This window comes from Pseudomonas sp. GCM10022186, assembly GCF_042656385.1.
GTDB lineage: Bacteria > Pseudomonadota > Gammaproteobacteria > Pseudomonadales > Pseudomonadaceae > Metapseudomonas.
Genome location: NZ_JBHSOU010000028.1, coordinates 141,000 through 159,527 on the forward strand (window position 1 = coordinate 141,000; position 18,528 = coordinate 159,527).

Consider the following 18,528-nt stretch of genomic DNA (forward strand, 5'->3'; position numbering starts at 1 on the left):
ACGGGAACAAGTCTCGGTCAGCTTCTCGCCACGGGCTGGCCGAACCGCTGCAGCCCGCGCCTGTCCAGGCGCGGAGGGGATGGCGATTGCATAGAACAAGAGATAGAGCATGGAATTCTTTCACCTGGTGACCGCGCTGCTGAAGCAGGAAGCCAACTTCGAACTGGTGCGCCTCGCCGTCCTCTACATGCACCTGATCGCCTGCTGCGTGGCGGTCGGCCTGGTCCTCACCAGCGACCTCGCCATGGCCCGGCAACTGCTGCGCGGCGACGACTCCGCCCACTGTGGAAGTGCCCACCTCGAATCGCTGCAGCGCACCATTTCGCTGGCCTTGCTGGTGCTCTGGCTGACCGGTGCCGCGATCATCCTGCTGGACATGTCGGTCAAGGGCTGGACCTACCTGCTCAACCCCAAGCTGCAGGCCAAGGTGCTGATCGTTTCCCTGCTGACGCTGAACGGCATGCTGCTGCACCGCGCGGTGATGCCTGCCCTGGCCCGCACCGGGAGCCTGCTCGGCCTCGAACCCGGCATGCGCACGCTGACGCTGTTCGCCGGCACCGTATCGGCGGTGTCCTGGTTCTATGCCGCACTGCTGGGGGTTGGGCGGCCGCTGGCGTGGAAGTACAGCCTGGCCGAGCTGATGGTGGCCTACCCACTGCTGATCGTCGCGGGCTACGGGGCCATGCGCCTGCTGGTGGCCATGGCGCACAGGCGCAACCGGACGCAAGAGTCCCCCACTACCCTGCCCGACCGCCAGTGACCCTCGCACCGGGCGCTGCCGCGCCCGGCCTGCCTACCTGAAGGTTTCCACCCAGTCGGCGAATTCCATGCACTGGCCGAAGCTCAGCACATCGGGGGTATCGGCCAGGCAATCGATGGAAGTGCGGTTCGTTTCGCTGGCCAGGTATTCGCTGACGCACTCGCGCTGATTGCGCTTCAGGCCCTTGTAGAAGTCGTCCATCTTGTACATGGCCTTGTCCAGCTGGTTCTGGGTGATCTTCTGCTTGCGCAGCGCATCGCGACCGAGCTTCTGCGTCTCGTTGATCAGCCCGGGCATCCGCGCGATGGCGGTGGAGCACTGCTGACTGCCCTTCTGATGCAACTGGCCAGCATCGGGCGAGCGCTGCGCGACTTCCGACACAGCGGCGCTGGGCGGCCCGTCCGGCTTCGCCGGCCCTGCATCAGGCCCCTTGACCTGCAGGTGCTGGGTCTCCACCGAGCGGCTCTGGGGCGGCGGTGTATCGGTGAAATGCAGCTTCCCGTCGGCATCGCGCCATTGGTAGACCTGGGCGGCAAGGGGTTGGGCCAGCGATACGGCAAGGGTGGCGAGCACGATACGGTGTAGCATCCATGGCCTCCGAAGTGGCGGAATGCCAGCACAGTACCCAAGCTGTTTCAGCGGTGCAACAGGGGCATGCCGTGTTTTAGCAGCAGGGGCGAATTCATTCGAGCTCGGGAAAACACGTCCTTAGAGCATGGTCATGAGTCACCGGCTCTGCCTGTTGCGGCTCAAGTTGTCTGGCTCGAGCGACTGAGCTGACCTGGTAGGGTGCGCCGCGCGCACCAAGGGTTGAGCGAAGCGCAGGAGCCGATCCCGCAATCGGTGCGCATGGCGCACCCTACGACGGGGGCAAGTGCAGGAGTTTTTCCCCAGGTGAGTAGGTGGCCTCGCCCCCTTGCAGGGGGCAAGAGCGAGTTCAGGTTCTACGGATCTGGATGTCTACTCGCCAGGCGGGCCACAGGCCCGCCCGTCAAAGGTGGCTCAGTGGAAGCGCCGCCCCAGTCCCGCCGGTACGCCGCTGGCATCGGTGGGCAGCCAGGGGCCCTGCGGGCCGTTGGAGTAGCTCCAGCCGCTATCCCAGCGGTAATAGACACGCTCGCGGTAGAAGACATTGTGCTGGCCTTCCAGCACGTAGACACCCAGGCCGGTATCCCAGTAGCAATTGCCCCCCGGCGGCGGGGCGAAGCGCGGGTGGGCCTTCATGCGCGGAGCCTGCTTGGGCGGCTGCGGCTGGGTCGGCGGCATGACGCGTGGCGGCTGCTGCGGAGGAGGCGTCTGAACCGCTGGCGGCTTGCGGGAAGGTTCCCACTCGGGCTCGTCGGGTTCGTGGTAGGGGCCTTGGCCGGCGCAGCCGGCCAGGGTCAGGAGCAGGCAGATCAGGGGCAGGCCGAAGCGGGTGCTCGGCGCTGCCGGGAGTGCGGTACGGGTCGTCATTTCTTGTCCGGGCTGTCGATGGTCAGTCGTTGGGTATCCGACGTACCAGTAGACAGCGGCGAACTGCTTCCTATCCATTCACCCGCGGTCGCATTGCCACTGCGGGAAATCCGGGCGACCAACTGCACCTGGGGGAAGTTGGAGAGCTTGAGCTGCGGCATCATGGCGTCCGCATCGCTCAGGCTGACCTCCACCGGCAGGTCGGCCACGGTCATGCGCTTGACCGCCAGCGGCATGGGCGGGCCGGAGGTGGCGCGGGCGAAGATGAACACGCTGTCGCCGGGCTGCACCTTGTCCTTGAGCGCAGCGGCCAGGTCGACGCGAACCTTGAGCTGGGCGCCGGAGGGCGCCGGAGCGGCAGCCGGTTCTTCGACGACCACGCCGCTTTCCCTGAGCTTCTCGCGAGCCTTGTCGATGCCGCCCTGCAGGGCGCCGCGGGAAGGGTCGTCGGCCGGCAGCTGGGTGATCAGGCGTTCCCAGTAGGTGATCGCGTCCTGGAAGCGCCCCTCCTCGAAGCCGGCAATGCCCAGCAGCCCGAGGCTGGTGATCTCGCTGGGATCGGCCTTCAGCGCTTCCTCGGTCAGCGCCTTGACCTCGGGGGTCAGCTTCTTCTGGCTGGCGAAATACAGCGCCTGGGCCCACTGGCCGAGCAGTTCGGGCTGGCGGCCACCGCGCTTGACCGCCTGCTCGTAGGCGCGTGCGGCATCGGCCGGGCGATCCTGGGCCATGTAGGTACGGCCAAGGAAGTACCAGCCTTCGGCGGACTCCGGCTGGGCTTCCACCACCCGTTCCAGGCGCGAGGTCATCTCTTCGATGCTGCGCGGTTGCTCACGCAGCTCGCGGGCCAGCTCAACCTTGTCGCTGGCCCCCCAGTGCAGGTAGAGACCGAAGCCGAGCGCCGGGACCAGGATGGCCGCCAGCAGCGGCAGCGCCTTGCCCAGACGGGAGGAGCGGCCGTTGTCGGCACCCTCGGTATCGGCCAGCAGTTCACGGGCGGCCTCGGCGCGGCCGTCCTCGTAGTGCTCGGCGGTCAGGGTGCCGGCGGCGCGCTGGGATTCGAGCTCGTCCAGGCGCTCCTGGTACAGGGCGACGTTGAGGGACGTGCGGTCTTCCTCGGTCTGGGCCTTGCGGCCACGCAGCACGGGAAGCAGCAGGAAGGCCAGGGCGACCAGCAGGAGCAGGCCGGCGGCGAGCCAGAAATCGATCATGGGTCTTTCTTGTCCTGGTTCTCGGAGTTCAGCAACGCATCGAGGCGCGCCTGCTCATCAGCGGAAAGCATTACCTGGCCGGGTCTGTTCTCCACCCGGCGGCGGCGCACGACGATGATGCCCAGCACCACCAGGCCGCCCACCAGCAGGCCGGCGGGGCCGTACCAGAGCAGCAGGGTGCGGGCGTTGACCGGCGGCTTGTAGCGCACGAAGTCGCCATAACGGGCCACCAGGAAGTCGACTATCTCCTGGTTGCTCTTGCCCTCTTCCAGCATGCGGTGGATTTCCCGCCGCAGGTCGGTGGCAATCGGCGCGTTGGAGTCGGCGATGTTCTGGTTCTGGCACTTCGGGCAGCGCAGTTCTTCGGTGAGGGTGCGGAAGCGCTCGCGCTCGGCTTCGTCCTTGAATTCGTAGGTGTCGATGGCGGCGCGGGCGATACCGGTGAGGGCCAGGCCCAGAACGGCTGCGGCGATCAGGCGTTTCATTTGCCTTCTCCATCGACCAGCGCCTGGTACAGCGGCGCCAGCTGTTCGCGCCAGACGGTCTCGTCGATCACGCCGACGAACTTGTGGCGGATGATGCCGTCCTTGTCGATCAGGAAGGTTTCCGGCGCGCCGTAGACGCCCAGGTCGACACCGAGGGTGCCCTGCTCGTCGCGGATGTCCAGCTGGTAGGGGTTGTGGAACTCCTTCAGCCATTTCAGCGCGGCGGCGTTGTCATCCTTGTAGTTGACGCCATGGATGGTCACGCCCATCTGCGCCAGCTTGTTCAGCACCGGGTGCTCCACCCGGCAGGACACGCACCAGGTGCCCCAGACGTTGACCAGCGCCGGCTTGCCCTTGAGGTCGGCCTCGGTGAGGCTGCGCTCGCCACTGACATCGGGCAGGGAGAAGGCCGGGAACGGCTTGCCGATCAGGGCCGAGGGCAGCTCGGCCGGATCGAGGAACAGGCCACGATAGAGAAATACCGCGATGGCCAGGAAGCCCAGCAGGGGCAGTACGAGGATCAGACGCTTCATGCTTGGGCTCCGGCCATGCCCAGCGCCTCGCGGACGCGGGTCTTCACTTTCACCCGGTAGCGCCGGTCGAAGGCCGCCAGCAGGCCGCCCAGGCCCATCAGCAGGCCGCCGAGCCAGATCCAGCGGACGAAGGGTTTCACATGCACACGCACCGCCCAGGCACCGTCGCCCAGGGGCTCGCCGAGGGCGACGTAGAGGTCGCGGGTGAAGCCCGCATCGATACCGGCCTCGGTCATCACCGATTGCTGCACGGTGTAGAGGCGCTTCTCCGGGTGCAGCACGGTGATCTGTCGCTCGCCATCGAAAATGGCCATGGTGCCCTTGTCGGAGGTGAAGTTCGGGCCTTCATGGTGCAGCGCACCTTCGAAGAGGAAGCGATAGCCGCCCAGCTCCACCGACTCGCCCGGTGCCAGGCGCAGGTCGCGCTCGGCGCTGTACTGGCTGGAAAGCACCACGCCCAGGGCGCAGACGGCGATACCGGCGTGGGCCAGTTGCATGCCCCAGTAGCTGCGGGTCAGGCCGGCGGCGCCCTTGAGCAGGCCCTTGTGACGGGTCTTGTCGACCAGGTCGCGAACACCGGCCAGCACCACCCAGGCGGCGAGGAAGCCGACGGCCAGCACCGCCCAGTGGAAGTCGCCGTAGAGGAAAGCGGCCAGCACGCCGAGCGCCAGGCTGCCGATCAGCACCGGGCCGAGCATGCCCAGCAGCCACTTCAGCGGGGTGTCCTTCCAGCGCACCAGCACGCCGACGGCGAGGGCCAGCATGAGGATGCCCATCAGCGGCAGGAACAGGGCGTTGAAGTACGGCGGGCCCACCGACAGCTTGGCGCCGGACAGGGCATCCAGCACCAGCGGGTAGAGGGTGCCGAGCAGGATCATCGACGCCGCCACCACCAGCACCAGGTTGTTCGCCAGCAGCAGGGTCTCGCGGGACCAGAGGGCGAAGCCCACCTGGCTCTTGACCACGGGCGCGCGCACCGCGAACAGGGTCAGGGAGCCGCCCACCACCAGTAGCAGGAAGGCGAGGATGAACACGCCGCGCTCCGGGTCGGAGGCGAAGGCATGGACCGAAGTCAGCACGCCGGAGCGGACCAGGAAGGTACCCAGCAGGCTCAGGGAGAAGGCGGCGATGGCCAGCAGCACGGTCCAGCTCTTGAACACGCCACGCTTCTCGGTCACCGCCAGGGAGTGGATCAGCGCGGTGCCCACCAGCCAGGGCATGAAGGAGGCGTTTTCCACCGGGTCCCAGAACCACCAGCCGCCCCAGCCCAGTTCGTAGTAGGCCCACCAGGAGCCGAGCACGATACCGACGCTGAGGAAGGCCCAGGCGATGATGGTCCAGGGCCGCGACCAGCGCGCCCAGGCGGCGTCCAGGCGACCACCGAGCAGCGCGGCGATGGCGAAGGCGAAGGCCACCGAGAAGCCCACGTAGCCCATATAGAGCATCGGCGGGTGCACGATCAGGCCGAAGTCCTGCAACAGCGGGTTGAGGTCGTTGCCGTCGGCCGGCATGTTCGGCAGCAGGCGATTGAAGGGGTTGGAGGTGACGATCAGGAACAGCAGGAAGCCGATGCTGATCATCCCCATCACCGCCAGCACGCGGGCCAGCATCACTTCCGGGAGCTGCCGGGAGAAGATCGACACGGCGAAGGTCCAGCTGCCGAGGATCAGCGCCCAGAGCAGCAGCGAGCCCTCGTGGGCACCCCATACGGCGCTGAACTTGTAGTACCAGGGCAGCGCGCTGTTGGAGTTGCTGGCGACATAGGCGACGGAAAAGTCATCCACCATGAAGGCGTAGGTCAGGCAGCCGAACGCGAAGGCGAGGAAGGCGAACTGCCCCCAGGCCGCCGGCTGGGCCAGGCTCATCCACTGGCGGTCGCCGCGCCAGGCGCCGATCAGCGGCAGGCTCGCCTGCACCACGGCCATGCACAGGGCGAGAATCAGGGCCAGGTGGCCGAGTTCGGGAATCATCGAATCAACCCTCTTTCCTGGGGAGCTGGCCGCTGTCCTTGAGGGCCTTGGTGACTTCCGGCGGCATGTAGTTCTCGTCGTGCTTGGCCAGCACTTCATCGGCCACCAGCACGCCGTCGGCATTCAGCTTGCCGAGTGCGACTATGCCCTGCCCCTCGCGGAACAGGTCGGGGAGGATGCCGTGGTAGCGGATGGTCACGCTCTTGGCGAAGTCGGTGACCACGAACTGCACGTCCAGGGAATCGCCCGAGCGCTGCACCGAGCCCTTCTCCACCATGCCGCCGGCGCGGATGCGGGTGTCCTGCGGCGCTTCGCCGTTGGCGATCTGGGTCGGGGTGTAGAACAGGTTGATGTTCTGTTGCAGCGCGGACAGCGCCAGCGCCACGGCGATCCCCACCCCCGCCAGGATGGCGATGATGATGAACAGGCGCTTCTTGCGAACCGGATTCACTTCGACTCCTCCCGGCGCAAACGACGCGCCTCGTCTTGCAGGTAACGCCGCCGCGCGATCAGCGGCATGGCGACGTTGATGGCCAGTACCACCAGGCTGATGCCGTAGGCGGTCCAGACATAAAGGCCATGGTCACCCATGGCGAGAAATTCGGTGAAGGAAGAAAAACTCATCAGCCCCTACCCACTTGTGCCTGAATCTCGGCCTTGGCCCAACTGGCGCGGGACTCGCGCTTGAGCACTTCCAGGCGCATGCGCATCAGCACCACGGCGCCGAAGAAGCAATAGAAGCCGAGCACCATGACCAGCAGCGGCAGCCACATTTCCGGCGGCATGGCCGGTTTCTCGGTGACCTTGAAGGTGGCCGGCTGGTGCAGGGTGTTCCACCACTCCACCGAGTACTTGATGATCGGAATGTTGATCACCCCGACTATGGCCAGCACCGCGCAGGCCTTGGCGGCACTGTCACGATTGCTGATCGCCTGGCCGAGGGCAATCACACCGAAGTAGAGGAAAAGGAGGATGAGCATCGACGTAAGTCGGGCATCCCACACCCACCAGGCGCCCCAGGTGGGCTTGCCCCAGATGGCGCCGGTGAGCAACGCGATGAAGGTCATCCACGCGCCGATGGGGGCGGCGGCCTGCAGGGCGACGTCGGCCAGCTTCATCTTCCAGACCAGGCCGACCACGCCGCACACCGCCAGCATGATGTAGCAGGATTGGGCGAGGAAGGCCGCCGGCACGTGGATATAGATGATGCGGAAGCTGTTGCCCTGCTGGTAGTCCGGCGGCGCGAAGGCCAGGCCCCAGACCAGGCCGACGGCGATCAGCGCCACGGCGCCCCAGGCGAACCAGGGCAGCCAGCGGCCGCTGATCTCGTAGAACCACTTCGGTGAGCCAAGCTTGTGGAACCAGACCCAGTTCATCGGGACCACCTGCGGGGCGCTTCGGCCAGTCGGGTCATCAACAGCTTTCTCATGGTTCAGGCAACTCTATTTCTTATTCGCCGACGCTGATGGTCAGGCCGGCGGCAATGGCAAAGGGTGTCAGGGTCACCGCCAGGGCGGTGAGGCTGGCCAGCCACAACAGGTGGCCGACCGCCGGCAGTCCTTGCAAGGCCGCCTGCAACGCCCCGCTGCCGAGGATCAGCACCGGGATGTACAGCGGCAGGATCAGCAGCGCCAGCAGCAGGCCGCCGCGCTTGAGCCCCACGGTCAGCGCCGCGCCCACCGCGCCCAGCAGGCTCAGCACCGGGGTGCCGAGCAGCAGCGAGAGCAGCAGCACCGGCAGGCAGCGCGCCGGCAGGCCGAGCATCAGAGCCAGCAGCGGCGCCAGCAGCACCAGGGCCAATCCGGAAAAAAGCCAGTGTGCCAGCACCTTGGCCAGGACCAGAAGCGGCAGGGGGTGCGGCGAAACGACCCACTGTTCCAGCGAGCCATCCTCGAAATCGCTGCGGAAAAGCCCGTCCAGCGAGAGCAGGACGGCCAGCAGGGCCGCTACCCAGACCAACCCGGGAGAAAGGCTTTGCAACAATTGGCTCTCGGGGCCCACCGCCAGCGGGAACAATGCGACCACTATGGCGAAGAACACCAGGGGATTGGCCAATTCCGCCGGACGGCGCACCAGCAGCCGGGCTTCACGGGCGACCAGCAGGGTAAAGACGTTGCTCATGCGCGGCGCTGCCCCAGGTCGAGTTCGCGATAGCCGGCGGGCACCAGGCCCATGCTGTGGTGGGTGGTGAAGACCACCAGGCCGCCCTCTTCGCAATGTCGCGCCAGATGGGCCTCGAGCTGGGCCACGCCCTGCTTGTCGAGGGCGGTGAAGGGTTCGTCGAGTATCCACAGGGGCGGCGCGTCCAGGTACAGGCGTGCCAGGGCGACGCGGCGTTGCTGGCCGGCCGACAGGGTATGGCAGGGCACGTCTTCGAAACCGCGCAGGCCCACCGCCCCCAGGGCCTCCCAGATGGCCTCGCGCTCGGCCGGCTGATGCAGGGCACAGAGCCAGCGCAGGTTCTCTTCAGCGGTCAAGAGGCCCTTGATGCCGGCGGCATGGCCGATCCACAACAGGTTGCGCGCCAGCTCGCTGCGCTGGCTGGCCAGCGGCTTGCCATTCAGGCGCACTTCCCCGGCGGTGGGCTGCATCAGGCCACAGAGCAGGCGCAGCAGGCTGGTCTTGCCGCTGCCGTTGGGGCCGGCGACCTGGAGCATCTCGCCCCGGGCCAGTTGCAGGTCCAGCCGTTCGAACAGCAGGCGCCAGTCCCGCTCGCAGGCGAGGGCCACGGTCTCAAGATACGGACTGGTCACGGCATGGATACCCGGGAAGCATTCAAGTCAGGGAGGTGCCGGCCGCTATACTGGTGAGCGCCAAGGCTCGTGGCCGGCCCGGACGGGGCGGCATTATACATGCCAACCCTGGCCCCCGAAGCGAGCTTTTTCGACAGGTTGTAACCCCTTGATGACCGAAATCGGCGGTACTCGCCCTCTCCCGCCCAGCCAGCCGCTCGCCCTTCCTGCGCAGAACGCCGCGGACCTGGCGCTCCGGCTGCTGCAGCCGCTGGACGGCCTGCTGGCCGCAGGGGAAAGCGCCGAGGCCGAAGTCGTCGCCCTCAAGGAAACCGCCCAGAGCTTCCAGGTGCTGCTGAAGCTCACCCTGGGCAATGGCAGCCAGGCCACCCTGGAGGCCATCAGCCCGCGGCCGCTGGTCGAGGGCAGCCAACTGAACGTCACCGCGCTCTCGGACACCCGCCTGGCCATGGTCCTCAAGGTGGCCGAAGCGGCCCTCGGCAGCCTCGATCTGGACCTGCTGCCGCTGGGCACCCTGGTCCAGGGCAAGGTGGTGGCCAGCGAGCCTGCCGCCCGGGGCAAGGCCGGGGCTGCGCTCTACGAAGTGCTGGTCAAGCTGCTCAATACGCCGCTCGCCGGCCGCCAGCTGAGCATCGAAAGCCCGCGGCCACTGGTGGTCGGCAGCCTGCTCAGCGCCCAGGTCCAGGGCAGCCGCATGCTGCAGTTCCTGCCCCTGGCCACGCAGCTGGACCAGCTCGCGCTCATCCAGCAGCTGGCCGGCCAGCAGAGTCGCCAGGGCTCCCTGGACGGCCTGATCGGCGCGCTCCAGGCGACGAACCGGGAAAACCTGCCGGAAAGCCTGCGGGTTGCCGTGGACAAACTGCTGGGCACCCTGCCCGACATGCGCCAGCTCGGCGACCCCAAGGTGCTGGCCCAGGCCCTGGAGAACAGCGGCACCCTGCTGGAATCGCGCCTGCTGGCCGGCCAGCACGGCGCCCTGCCCCAGGACTTCAAGGCCAACCTGCTGCGCCTGGTGGCCCAGTTGCTGCCAGCCCTGCCAACCCCGGCCAGCCTGCCGGATATCGGCACCGGCAATGCCATGGCCCAGGCCCTGCCGGCCTTCATCCGCAGCGCCCTGGGCGCCCTCGGCCAGGCCAATGCCCGCCAACAGGCGCTGAGTTTCCCGCTGCCCGCGCGCCTGGCCCGGGCGGCCGCTGAAGAAGGCGACCTGGAAGCCCTGCTCAAGCTGGCCGCCGCCGCCGTCTCGCGGTTGCAGACCCATCAGCTCGCCAGCCTGGCCCAGACCCAGGTGACGCCCGAGGGCAACCTCCTGACCACCTGGCAACTGGAAGTGCCCATGCGCAACCAGCAGGACATAGTCCCGCTGCAGATCAGGCTGCAGCAGGAACAGGACGGCCAGCCGGAAAAACAGGAGCGCAAGGAGAGCCTCTGGCGCGTCGAACTGGCCTTCGACCTGGAGCCCCTCGGGCCGCTGCAGGTCCAGGCGCAACTGATGCGGGGCAGCCTGTCCGGCCAGCTCTGGACCGAGCGCGCCGACACCGCGGGATTGATCGACCGCGAACTGCCGTACCTGCGCGACCGCCTGCAGGCCGCAGGCCTCGACGTCGGCGAACTGGCCTGCCGCCAGGGTCGGCCACCCCAGGGGCAACGCACGACACTGGAGCAACGCTGGGTGGACGAGACCGCATGATTCCAACTCCCTTGCATGCGTTCAGCTTTGTCGGCTGCGCTCGCAGCTCCTCGCCGTACCACTCGTACTGTCTCGTCGTTGCTCACTTGCCTTCGCGCTGCACTTTTGCAAGGAAGCCGGAATGAACGACAAGCACCCCCGCCAGGCCATCGCCCTCTCCTATGACGGCGCCAGCGCCCCCAACCTGACCGCCAAGGGCGACGACGAGCTGGCCGAAACCATCCTCGCCATCGCCCGCGAATACGAAGTGCCGATCTACGAGAACGCCGAACTGGTGCGCCTGCTGGCACGGCTGGAACTGGGCGACGCCATCCCCGAGGCGCTGTACCGCACCATCGCCGAGATCATCGCCTTCGCCTGGTACCTCAAGGGCAAATGCCCGGCCGGCTTCGCCCCCGACACCGAGCGCGACGCCACGCAGCCGCTGCCGCGACTCAGCGGACCGGGCGACTGAACACCAGCCGCTCGCCCTTCAGGCCCTTGCCCTGGGGGAAGTCCTGCAGCTGCCAGGCGAAGTAACCCTCGCGGAAATAGAACACCTGCCGATAGCCCCAGCTCACCGCCAGCCGCACGGCTTCCGCGCCATGGGGGCAGACTTCGCTGTCGCAGTAGATGACCAGTGGCACCTGGCGCGGCCAGTGCGACTGGGACAGGTCATTGAAACGGCCGAGCAGGTCGAGATGCAGGGCGCCGTGGATATGACCCCAGGCCCATTCGCGGGTGGGCCGAATATCGATGAAGACCGCACCGCGCTCGTACAGGTAGCGCGCCTGCAGCACGTTCACCGTCATTGCGCCCTTTACTTCCATGGGGGCTTCCTGGGCCTGCAGCAGCGGCACCAGGCAGAAAAGCAGGATCGGAAGTAGACGCATGGCCGGACCTCCCCGGAGAGAAGCCCCGGAATTTCAGCTTAGGCCAGGCAGGCTGCGGCGACTTGGAACTCTTGGCGACGCCCGGCAGCCGCGTAAGAACACGCCGCTCTAAGCCTCCCGCGGATGCCTCTGAAAAAGCTGGAACCCGCGTGCCATGCGGCCTCCAGACGATGAGCGGTGTTTTACAGATGCTGGCGCCGGCCCATACTTTTTGACGTCATGCGATTGTCGCCATGCATGACCCGACCTCAGTGAAGGAAACAATACCAGGGGCGCCGTACCGGATCAGTGCAGTAGCCCGCGCAGACGTTGGATTTCACGGGCAGGGTACGCCCCTTGTTGAATAGGAGTGTTCAACGTGTCCAACCTGCCAGAAACCTTTGGCGTTCCCCCCATGCCCGACCTGATCCTCCCCACCCAGGACGACGGCCCGGCAGCCACCCCCACCGCGCTCAATCCCAACCTGCCGCTGGCCAACCCCGGGCGCATCATCCTGCCGCCGATCCGCAGCGTGCGCGCCGGCTGCTGGCTGCTGAACTACAAGCCCAGCGGCGCCCCCCTGGTGTCCTACGACGGGACCCTGCGGGTGGAGAGCCACAGCGAAGGACGCACCGCCAGCGGCGACCTCTACCAGCGTCCGGTGATCTTCCTGCCCATTCCCATCCCCTCGCCCTTCCCGGTCCTCCAGGGGCAACCGGGCATCACCCCGGACCTCTCGCTCAAGCCGATTCTCCTCGCCGGGCCCAATCCGGCCTCGGGCATCCCGATCCTGGCGCGCTCGCGTTACCGCTACTACATCCGCGTCACCGCGTTACCGGAGTACTTCTACCTGGGCAACAGCTTCGGCCTGACCTTCCAGCTGTACCGCTTCACCGCGCCGAACAGCTGGGCCCTGGAATCCACCCTCAGTGCGCAGATGACGCGGATGACGGCGCCGGCCGGCTATCCCTCGCCGTCGGACTACGCCGAAGGCGATGTGAAGAACGCCGCCAACACCGTGGTCGGGCGACTCACCATGGGCTGGCTGTCCAGCTACTTCCGCCGCTGCAGCATCGAGATCGACACGGTGTCCGGCTCCGAGCAGCCCACCAACAGCGGCGCCGGCCACACCTGGGCCACGGTGATGGATGCCATCGGCTTCCAGGCCGCGGTGAACCTCAGCGACACCAACGTCGCCGAGCCCTCCGGCAACTCCTGGTCCGATGCCGAGATGCACGCCGCGATGCTGGCGCGCCGCGCGGTGGTGAACCTCGACAGCGAGTGGCGCTATCACATCCTGGCGGTGAAGAACATCGACTCCACGCCGCGAGGGATCATGTACGACGCCAGCGGCACCGACTCCAACAACGTGCCCCGCGAAGGCCTCGGCATCTCCTCCCACTGGATCATCGACCCGGGCTGGGGCACGGTCAGCGGCCAGCGCTTCGGCACGGCGGCCGCCCCCTACTTCCGCACCGCGGTGCATGAACTGGGGCACGCCATGGGGCTCTATCACAACTTCGCCGATCACGGCTTCATGTGCACCAGCGATGTGATCGCCGCCGCCGGCACGCCGGCCACGCCTTTCCCCAGCAACATCCAGTGGTCCTTCCACCCGGACAACCTCAAGCAGCTGCGCCACTATCCCGACCCCTTCGTGCGTCCCGGTTCGGTGGCCTTCGGCGGTGCGTCCACCAGCACCCCGGCGATCACCCCGACCGACCTCGAGGCGGAAGTCTTCGGCCTGGCGGTGGAGATCACCCCGCTCCTCGGCGAAGTGCCGCTGGGTGCGCCCGTGCGCGTCGACGTGGCCCTGGTCAACCAGGGTGATCAGCCGGTGCGGGTACCGGCGACCCTGAGCCTGAAGAGCGACTTCGTCAGTGGCAGCGTCACCGACCCGGCCGGCAGCGTGCGCAGCTTCCGCACCGTGGTGCACTGCATCGAGGACCACCCCTTCCGGGTATTGCAGCCCGGCGAGCGCCTGGAAGACTCCATGACCCTGCTGCGGGGTGCCGAAGGTGCGCTCTTCGGGGTTCCCGGCATCCACGTAGTCAGGGTCGAGGTGCACTGGGAAATCGAGGGCATGGTCGCCCGCGCGGCCGGCAGCGCCACGGTGATGGTCACCGCCGCGGTGGACGCGCGCCATGCCGAGGCGGCGCACAAGGTGCTCGCCACCCCCGACCTGCACCTGGTGCTGGCGATCGGCGGCGACCACCTGGGCGAGGGCCTGGATGCACTGCAGGCGGCCCTCGACTCGTCCGTGCTCCGGCCGCACTTCGCCGCCATCGCGGCCAAGCGCCTGGCACGCCGCTTCAGCAAACGCAAACCCGACGTCAAGGCCGCAGTGGCCCTGCTCGAACAGGACGCCGTGATGAGCGACGCGGAACGCAGCAAGCTCGCTGCGCTGATCGACGACGCGGGCGGCGCCGCCTCCAAGGACCTGGCGAAGGCGCTCAAGGGCAAGGCCAAGTCGGCCAACCTGGTGCGCGCCAAGTAACGCGCTGAAGGAAAGCGATGCGCCGGCACTGGCCGGCGCATCGCCCCGATCAATCCGCTGGGAGACTCGAAGATGGCGGAACTGGATCCGCGGCTGGTGGGCAATTGGCGAAGGATCACGGAGAAGGCCAGCGCGAACGGATACGCCGCGCAGCTCTGTTTCGAAGCCAATGGCCTGTACTTCGGCCTGGGCGACCCACCCGGCAGCTTCACCTGGTGGGATGGCGGCACCTGGGCACTCCGGGCTCCCGGTCAACTCGCGCTCGCCACCGCCAACGACGCCGTGGTCACCTACGCCTACCAGCTGGACGTCGACATTCTCACCATCACCGATGCCTCGGGCTGCCGGGTCGCCTACCTGCGCGACGCCTGAGCCCCGGCCTGAACCGTTGCCAGGAGGGCGATATGCCAGGCCCCTACCCCACCACGGTCTTCTTCGACCTGGGCGACACCCTGGTCACCACCGTCGGCGGCGTGCGCCAGCGCTACGCCGACACCCTCGACTGCCTGCAGATCCTCAAGGCCCGCGGCTATCGCCTGGGCCTGCTGAGCAACCAGCCGGCCGGAACCGACATCGCCGCCGTCCAGGCCCAGCTCGAGCAACTGCGCCTGGCCCGCTACATAGAGTCCGGGCTGGTCACCCTGTCCACGGAGATCCCGGGCAACGTCGGCAAACCGGCGCAACCGATCTTCGACCTGGCCCTGGTCAAGGCCGGGCACGATGCGGCCAGCCCGGGGGCGATCTTCGTCAGCGAAACGGCAGCGGACGTGCTCGCCGCGCGGGGCTTCGGCTGGCGCGCGATCCGCAAGCGCAATGGCGGCGCCTGCGTGCCCGGCGACGGCGAGTGCGTCGCCGGCCTCCGGGCACTGCTCGAGCGGCTGCCGGCACTGGCCGATAGCGACGTCGGCAACCTCGACCTGGCGCCACCGCCACGCCTGGTGGACGGTCTCTGGGCGGTTCCGGTGGACATCGCGCAAATCAGCGCGGCCCTGCGTTTCGACGCCGCGACCCAACAGGCCAGCGGCGATGCGACCCTGGAGTTTCGCCTGGGCGCCAACGCCGGATGCCCGATCTTCGACCTGCGCCAGACACCCACGGGCGCCTGGCTGGACGGCGCCCCCATCCCGCTCGCCGAGGTGGCCGCCCACGACTTCGGCGGCGGCGCCCATTCCAGCCTGCGGGTGCTCGCCCGAGTGCTGGAAGCCGGTAGCAGTCACAACCTGCGCCTGACTTACGCGGTCGGCATGCCGCAGGCCTCGACGGCCGGTTCCTATCAGCCGCAGATCACCTGGAGCCCAGGCCCGCGCCTGGTGTTCAACTTCGGTTTCACCGACCTCGGCGCCGGGCGTTACCTGGAAGCCTTCATCCCGGCCAACCTGATCTACGACCAGTTCGAACTGAACCTGGAGCTGCAACTGCTGAACACCGCCATCCCCCACACCCCCATCAGCAACGGCGCGGTCAGCTCGCTGGGCAGCAATCACTGGAGCATCGCCTTTCCAGCACGCAGCACGGCCTTCTCTCCGCTGCTGGAACTGCGCCCGAGCGACAGTCTGCAGAGCGCCACGGCCAACGCCCTGCTACCGGTCTCGGGAAGCAATGTCGCAGTAACGGCCTGGAAGCTCACGAGCAGCGCAGTGGACATAGCCGCCCAGGCCGGCGCCATCGCCGGTTTCCTGGCGAACAACGAGACCAGTTCGGGACGCTACGTCCATGACGGACGCTTCACCGCCTTCATCCACCAGGGCGGCATGGAGTATGACGGCGGCACCACCAGCGCCACCGGCCCGCTGCGCCACGAAACCTTCCACAGCTGGTGGGCGCGCGGCCTGAAACCGGCGAGCCAACCCGACGCCTGGTTCGACGAGGCCTGGACCGTCTACAACGACAACGGCGCGGCCGACGTGCTGCCGTTCAATTTCGCCGCCCCCGCCCAGGCGCTCTGTCCGCGCAACCCCTGGGTACGGATCACCCACATCGACGCCTACAGCGCCGGCGAACGGGTCTGGAAAGGCCTGGCCGCGCTGCTGGGCGCGGCGCCCCTGCGCGAGCAGATGCGCGCGTTCTACCAGGCCCGCCACCCGCGCCCGGTGCGCAGCGAGGACATCGAGTGCCACCTCCTGGCGCGCACCGGCCAACCCGATTGCGTGGACGCCTTCCATCGATTCGTCTATGGCTTCGCCGACCCTTCGCCGTTGCCCGACCTCTGGCTGCGCGACGACACGGGCGACCCCGGCGCCAATCCCTGGTCCGGGCGTTTCTGGGATTCGCCCGATCTCTGGATACGCAACCGGGACGACGATGGCCTGGACCACCAGAACCCGGAATACGGCCAGGACAACTGGATCCATGCGCGGGTGCGCAACCGCAGTGCCACGGCAACGGCACGCCACCTGGTGGTGAGCTTCAACATCAAGCAGTACGCCGGCAGCCAGTTCGTCTACCCCGCCGACTTCCTGCCGGCGGTGACGGCAGCCGCCGCCTTCGACCTCGGCCCCGGCGAAAGCCGTATCCTCAAGGCGCGCTTGCCGCGTTCGGCGATACCGCCCGCCGGCAGCCATCCCTGCCTGCTGGCCAGCCTGTTCACCCGCTTCGACCGCCCGCAGCCCGGGCGCCACGTCTGGGAACAGAACAACCTGGCGCAGAAGAATCTGACCGTGGTCGACCTGGCACCCAATGCCTGGATAGTGCTGCCGTTGCTGGCCATCAACCTGCGTCCGCGGCTGTCGCGCACCGTGGAGCTCGAACTGGTGCGCCCGAAGGGACTGGAGGAAATCGCGGCGAGCCTGCTGCTGGAGAAACCTGCGCTGCCAACCCGGTTGCGGGCAAATGCCCTGGTGCTGCCGACGGCTCCGTTGCGCGGGAACCCCGGTCGGCTGGACTGCTCCTGCGATGAACACCTGAATGCGGAAGATGCCCGGGCAGCGCTGCTCACCAGCCATGTACCGGAACGCCTGGCGGCGGCCTTCCCCGGCGCGCTGGAACTCGCCTTCGGCCGTGGCCAGCGCGCACGGCTGCCGGTACTGCTGCGACCGGCGGAAGCGCTACGCGTCGGCCTGCGGGTCAAGGTGCCGACGAACGCCAGGCGCGGCACGCGCTTCATCCTCGACCTGGTGCAGCGGGAGAACGGCCGGATAGTGGGCGGCGTGGCGCTGGAGGTGCGGGTGAGTCAGGAGGTGAGGCTCGGCAGCGCTGGTGGAAATCCACTTCGTGGATTTTCACCCTACGGGACGGGGGAAGCGGGAGATTCCATGTCAATCGAGACGTAGGGTGGAAATCCCTTTGGGGATTTCCACCATCGGTGCCTTGCATGGCCTCGCTGGTGGATAGAAAAGCGCCCTTGTGGGAGCGAATTCATTCGCGATTGAAATCCCTCCCACCGGCTTGGTACCTCAGCCGCGATCCTTCCGGGACTGGTGCAGCTTGCTCACCAGTTCGGCCTCGGCCTTGGTCAGGCCGCAGGATTGGGTCAGGTCCTCGACACTGGCGCCCAGGCCCACCAGGCGCGCGGCCTGGGTGAAGGACAGGCTGCTGGGGTCGCGCTGCTCGATCTGGTTGAGCTTGTCCGGCAGGGGCGCCACCACCCGGCGCAGCTCGTGGAGTTCCTCCCCCATGCGCACGCTGCCCTCCAGGTAGGCCTCCAGACGGCGGCCCAGCTCCTTGAGCTTCTGGTCGCGCACCGCGTCGCGCTCGGCCTGGGCCTCCACTTCCTGGCGCAGGCGCTGCGCCAGGCGGTAGCAGACGACGCCCAGCACCGTGCAGGCCAGGGCGAGGGCCGCCGCGAGCAGTGCGATCCAGATCAACTCAGATGCTCTCCAGCTCCGACCACTCTTCCTCGCTCATCATCTTGTCCAGCTCGACGAGGATCAGCAGTTCGCCGTTCTTGTTGCAGACGCCCTGGATGAACTTGGCGGACTCATCGTTGCCGACGTTGGGCGCGGTCTCGATCTCCGACTGGCGCAGGTAGACCACCTCGGCCACGCTGTCGACCAGGATGCCCACCACCTGCTTGTCCGCCTCGATGATGACGATGCGGGTGTTGTCGGTCACCGGCGCCGGGCCGAGGCCGAAGCGCTGGCGCGTGTCGATCACGGTCACCACGTTGCCGCGCAGGTTGATGATACCCAGCACATAGCTCGGTGCCCCCGGCACCGGCGCGATCTCGGTATAGCGCAGGACTTCCTGCACCTGCATCACGTTGATGCCGTAGGTCTCGTTGTCCAGGCGGAAGGTCACCCATTGCAGGATGGGATCTTCGGCACCTTGAGCGGACGATTTCTTCATGTTCCCTAGCCTCTCTTGAGCCACCCCGGGGTGGCATTCGCG

The 18,528-nt window shown here is 67.5% G+C and carries 20 protein-coding genes; 6 read left to right on the forward strand and 14 right to left on the reverse strand.

Annotation, left to right across the window (positions count from 1 at the left end):
- Positions 1-109: 109 nt before the first annotated feature.
- Positions 110-760: a hypothetical protein gene (locus ACFPU0_RS12720; RefSeq protein ID WP_377693387.1), complete on the forward strand. Its 651-nt coding sequence runs from the start codon at positions 110-112 to the stop codon at positions 758-760.
- Positions 761-793: 33 nt separating this feature from the next.
- Here ACFPU0_RS12720 and ACFPU0_RS12725 read toward each other — a convergent pair whose 3' ends face one another.
- The 11 genes from ACFPU0_RS12725 to ccmA form a co-directional block, all read right to left on the reverse strand.
- Positions 794-1,348: a DUF4124 domain-containing protein gene (locus ACFPU0_RS12725; protein WP_377693389.1), complete on the reverse strand. Its 555-nt coding sequence runs from the start codon at positions 1,346-1,348 to the stop codon at positions 794-796.
- A gap of 414 nt (positions 1,349-1,762) precedes the next feature.
- Positions 1,763-2,215 (reverse strand): hypothetical protein, encoded by a 453-nt coding sequence (locus ACFPU0_RS12730; protein ID WP_377693390.1) that lies wholly within the window; start codon positions 2,213-2,215, stop codon positions 1,763-1,765.
- Positions 2,212-3,423, reverse strand: coding sequence for a c-type cytochrome biogenesis protein CcmI (ccmI, locus tag ACFPU0_RS12735; RefSeq protein ID WP_377693391.1), 1,212 nt, complete (start codon positions 3,421-3,423; stop codon positions 2,212-2,214). The genes ACFPU0_RS12730 and ccmI overlap by 4 nt, the downstream gene beginning before the upstream one ends.
- Positions 3,420-3,908: a cytochrome c-type biogenesis protein gene (locus tag ACFPU0_RS12740; protein ID WP_377693392.1), complete on the reverse strand. Its 489-nt coding sequence runs from the start codon at positions 3,906-3,908 to the stop codon at positions 3,420-3,422. The genes ccmI and ACFPU0_RS12740 overlap by 4 nt, the downstream gene beginning before the upstream one ends.
- Positions 3,905-4,441, reverse strand: coding sequence for a DsbE family thiol:disulfide interchange protein (locus tag ACFPU0_RS12745; RefSeq protein ID WP_377693393.1), 537 nt, complete (start codon positions 4,439-4,441; stop codon positions 3,905-3,907). Before ACFPU0_RS12745 ends, ACFPU0_RS12740 begins: the two co-directional genes overlap by 4 nt.
- Positions 4,438-6,411 carry a heme lyase CcmF/NrfE family subunit gene (locus ACFPU0_RS12750; protein ID WP_377693395.1) on the reverse strand — a complete coding sequence of 658 codons (1,974 nt, stop codon included), beginning with the start codon at positions 6,409-6,411 and terminating at the stop codon, positions 4,438-4,440. Before ACFPU0_RS12750 ends, ACFPU0_RS12745 begins: the two co-directional genes overlap by 4 nt.
- A gap of 4 nt (positions 6,412-6,415) precedes the next feature.
- Positions 6,416-6,862, reverse strand: coding sequence for a cytochrome c maturation protein CcmE (gene ccmE / locus ACFPU0_RS12755; protein ID WP_377693397.1), 447 nt, complete (start codon positions 6,860-6,862; stop codon positions 6,416-6,418).
- On the reverse strand, positions 6,859-7,035 hold the full coding sequence (gene ccmD, locus ACFPU0_RS12760) for a heme exporter protein CcmD (RefSeq protein WP_077521965.1): 177 nt from the start codon (positions 7,033-7,035) through the stop codon (positions 6,859-6,861). Before ccmD ends, ccmE begins: the two co-directional genes overlap by 4 nt.
- Positions 7,035-7,787 (reverse strand): heme ABC transporter permease, encoded by a 753-nt coding sequence (locus ACFPU0_RS12765; protein ID WP_377693399.1) that lies wholly within the window; start codon positions 7,785-7,787, stop codon positions 7,035-7,037. Before ACFPU0_RS12765 ends, ccmD begins: the two co-directional genes overlap by 1 nt.
- Positions 7,788-7,860: 73 nt before the next feature.
- Positions 7,861-8,532, reverse strand: coding sequence for a heme exporter protein CcmB (gene ccmB / locus ACFPU0_RS12770; RefSeq protein WP_271408429.1), 672 nt, complete (start codon positions 8,530-8,532; stop codon positions 7,861-7,863).
- Positions 8,529-9,164 (reverse strand): cytochrome c biogenesis heme-transporting ATPase CcmA, encoded by a 636-nt coding sequence (gene ccmA, locus ACFPU0_RS12775; RefSeq protein WP_377693401.1) that lies wholly within the window; start codon positions 9,162-9,164, stop codon positions 8,529-8,531. Before ccmA ends, ccmB begins: the two co-directional genes overlap by 4 nt.
- 151 nt (positions 9,165-9,315) lie before the next feature.
- On the opposite strand from ccmA, the gene ACFPU0_RS12780 reads away from it, so the two are divergent.
- On the forward strand, positions 9,316-10,854 hold the full coding sequence (locus ACFPU0_RS12780) for a flagellar hook-length control protein FliK (RefSeq protein ID WP_377693503.1): 1,539 nt from the start codon (positions 9,316-9,318) through the stop codon (positions 10,852-10,854).
- 121 nt (positions 10,855-10,975) lie between these two features.
- On the forward strand, positions 10,976-11,308 hold the full coding sequence (locus ACFPU0_RS12785; RefSeq protein ID WP_377693402.1) for an EscU/YscU/HrcU family type III secretion system export apparatus switch protein: 333 nt from the start codon (positions 10,976-10,978) through the stop codon (positions 11,306-11,308).
- On the opposite strand, the gene ACFPU0_RS12790 is transcribed toward ACFPU0_RS12785, so the two are convergent.
- Positions 11,289-11,726 carry a rhodanese-like domain-containing protein gene (locus tag ACFPU0_RS12790; protein ID WP_377693404.1) on the reverse strand — a complete coding sequence of 146 codons (438 nt, stop codon included), beginning with the start codon at positions 11,724-11,726 and terminating at the stop codon, positions 11,289-11,291. The two genes, ACFPU0_RS12785 and ACFPU0_RS12790, sit on opposite strands and share 20 nt — an antisense overlap.
- Positions 11,727-12,084: 358 nt before the next feature.
- On the opposite strand from ACFPU0_RS12790, the gene ACFPU0_RS12795 reads away from it, so the two are divergent.
- The 3 genes from ACFPU0_RS12795 (at position 12,085) to ACFPU0_RS12805 (ending at position 17,471) form a co-directional block, all read left to right on the forward strand.
- Positions 12,085-14,202: a hypothetical protein gene (locus ACFPU0_RS12795; RefSeq protein ID WP_377693405.1), complete on the forward strand. Its 2,118-nt coding sequence runs from the start codon at positions 12,085-12,087 to the stop codon at positions 14,200-14,202.
- Positions 14,203-14,274: 72 nt separating this feature from the next.
- Entirely contained in the window at positions 14,275-14,574 is a 300-nt protein-coding gene (locus ACFPU0_RS12800; RefSeq protein WP_377693407.1) for a hypothetical protein, read from the forward strand.
- A 32-nt stretch (positions 14,575-14,606) separates the two neighbouring features.
- The gene (locus ACFPU0_RS12805; protein WP_377693409.1) at positions 14,607-17,471 is read left to right on the forward strand and encodes an HAD family hydrolase; all 2,865 of its coding nucleotides are present in this window, start codon (positions 14,607-14,609) and stop codon (positions 17,469-17,471) included.
- Between the two features lie 123 nt (positions 17,472-17,594).
- Here the strand turns inward: ACFPU0_RS12805 and ACFPU0_RS12810 are convergent, their stop codons facing one another.
- Both ACFPU0_RS12810 and ACFPU0_RS12815 read right to left on the reverse strand, forming a co-directional pair.
- Entirely contained in the window at positions 17,595-18,005 is a 411-nt protein-coding gene (locus tag ACFPU0_RS12810; protein ID WP_377693410.1) for a DUF2802 domain-containing protein, read from the reverse strand.
- A gap of 1 nt (position 18,006) precedes the next feature.
- On the reverse strand, positions 18,007-18,486 hold the full coding sequence (locus ACFPU0_RS12815) for a chemotaxis protein CheW (protein WP_016493839.1): 480 nt from the start codon (positions 18,484-18,486) through the stop codon (positions 18,007-18,009).
- Between the last annotated feature and the right edge of the window lie 42 nt (positions 18,487-18,528).

Excerpts from the sequence above, each read along its gene's own strand:
- ACFPU0_RS12765 (WP_377693399.1), bottom strand. The coding sequence starts at position 7,787 with ATGAACTGGGTCTGGTTCCACAAGCTTGGCTCACCGAAGTGGTTCTAC.
- ACFPU0_RS12800 (WP_377693407.1), top strand. The coding sequence starts at position 14,275 with ATGGCGGAACTGGATCCGCGGCTGGTGGGCAATTGGCGAAGGATCACG.
- ACFPU0_RS12780 (WP_377693503.1), top strand. The coding sequence starts at position 9,316 with ATGACCGAAATCGGCGGTACTCGCCCTCTCCCGCCCAGCCAGCCGCTC.
- ACFPU0_RS12785 (WP_377693402.1), top strand. The coding sequence starts at position 10,976 with ATGAACGACAAGCACCCCCGCCAGGCCATCGCCCTCTCCTATGACGGC.
- ACFPU0_RS12740 (WP_377693392.1), bottom strand. The coding sequence starts at position 3,908 with ATGAAACGCCTGATCGCCGCAGCCGTTCTGGGCCTGGCCCTCACCGGT.
- ACFPU0_RS12815 (WP_016493839.1), bottom strand. The coding sequence starts at position 18,486 with ATGAAGAAATCGTCCGCTCAAGGTGCCGAAGATCCCATCCTGCAATGG.
- ACFPU0_RS12805 (WP_377693409.1), top strand. The coding sequence starts at position 14,607 with ATGCCAGGCCCCTACCCCACCACGGTCTTCTTCGACCTGGGCGACACC.
- ACFPU0_RS12730 (WP_377693390.1), bottom strand. The coding sequence starts at position 2,215 with ATGACGACCCGTACCGCACTCCCGGCAGCGCCGAGCACCCGCTTCGGC.
- ccmI (WP_377693391.1), bottom strand. The coding sequence starts at position 3,423 with ATGATCGATTTCTGGCTCGCCGCCGGCCTGCTCCTGCTGGTCGCCCTG.
- ACFPU0_RS12790 (WP_377693404.1), bottom strand. The coding sequence starts at position 11,726 with ATGCGTCTACTTCCGATCCTGCTTTTCTGCCTGGTGCCGCTGCTGCAG.
- ACFPU0_RS12720 (WP_377693387.1), top strand. The coding sequence starts at position 110 with ATGGAATTCTTTCACCTGGTGACCGCGCTGCTGAAGCAGGAAGCCAAC.
- ACFPU0_RS12750 (WP_377693395.1), bottom strand. The coding sequence starts at position 6,411 with ATGATTCCCGAACTCGGCCACCTGGCCCTGATTCTCGCCCTGTGCATG.
- ccmB (WP_271408429.1), bottom strand. The coding sequence starts at position 8,532 with ATGAGCAACGTCTTTACCCTGCTGGTCGCCCGTGAAGCCCGGCTGCTG.
- ccmD (WP_077521965.1), bottom strand. The coding sequence starts at position 7,035 with ATGAGTTTTTCTTCCTTCACCGAATTTCTCGCCATGGGTGACCATGGC.
- ACFPU0_RS12745 (WP_377693393.1), bottom strand. The coding sequence starts at position 4,441 with ATGAAGCGTCTGATCCTCGTACTGCCCCTGCTGGGCTTCCTGGCCATC.
- ACFPU0_RS12725 (WP_377693389.1), bottom strand. The coding sequence starts at position 1,348 with ATGCTACACCGTATCGTGCTCGCCACCCTTGCCGTATCGCTGGCCCAA.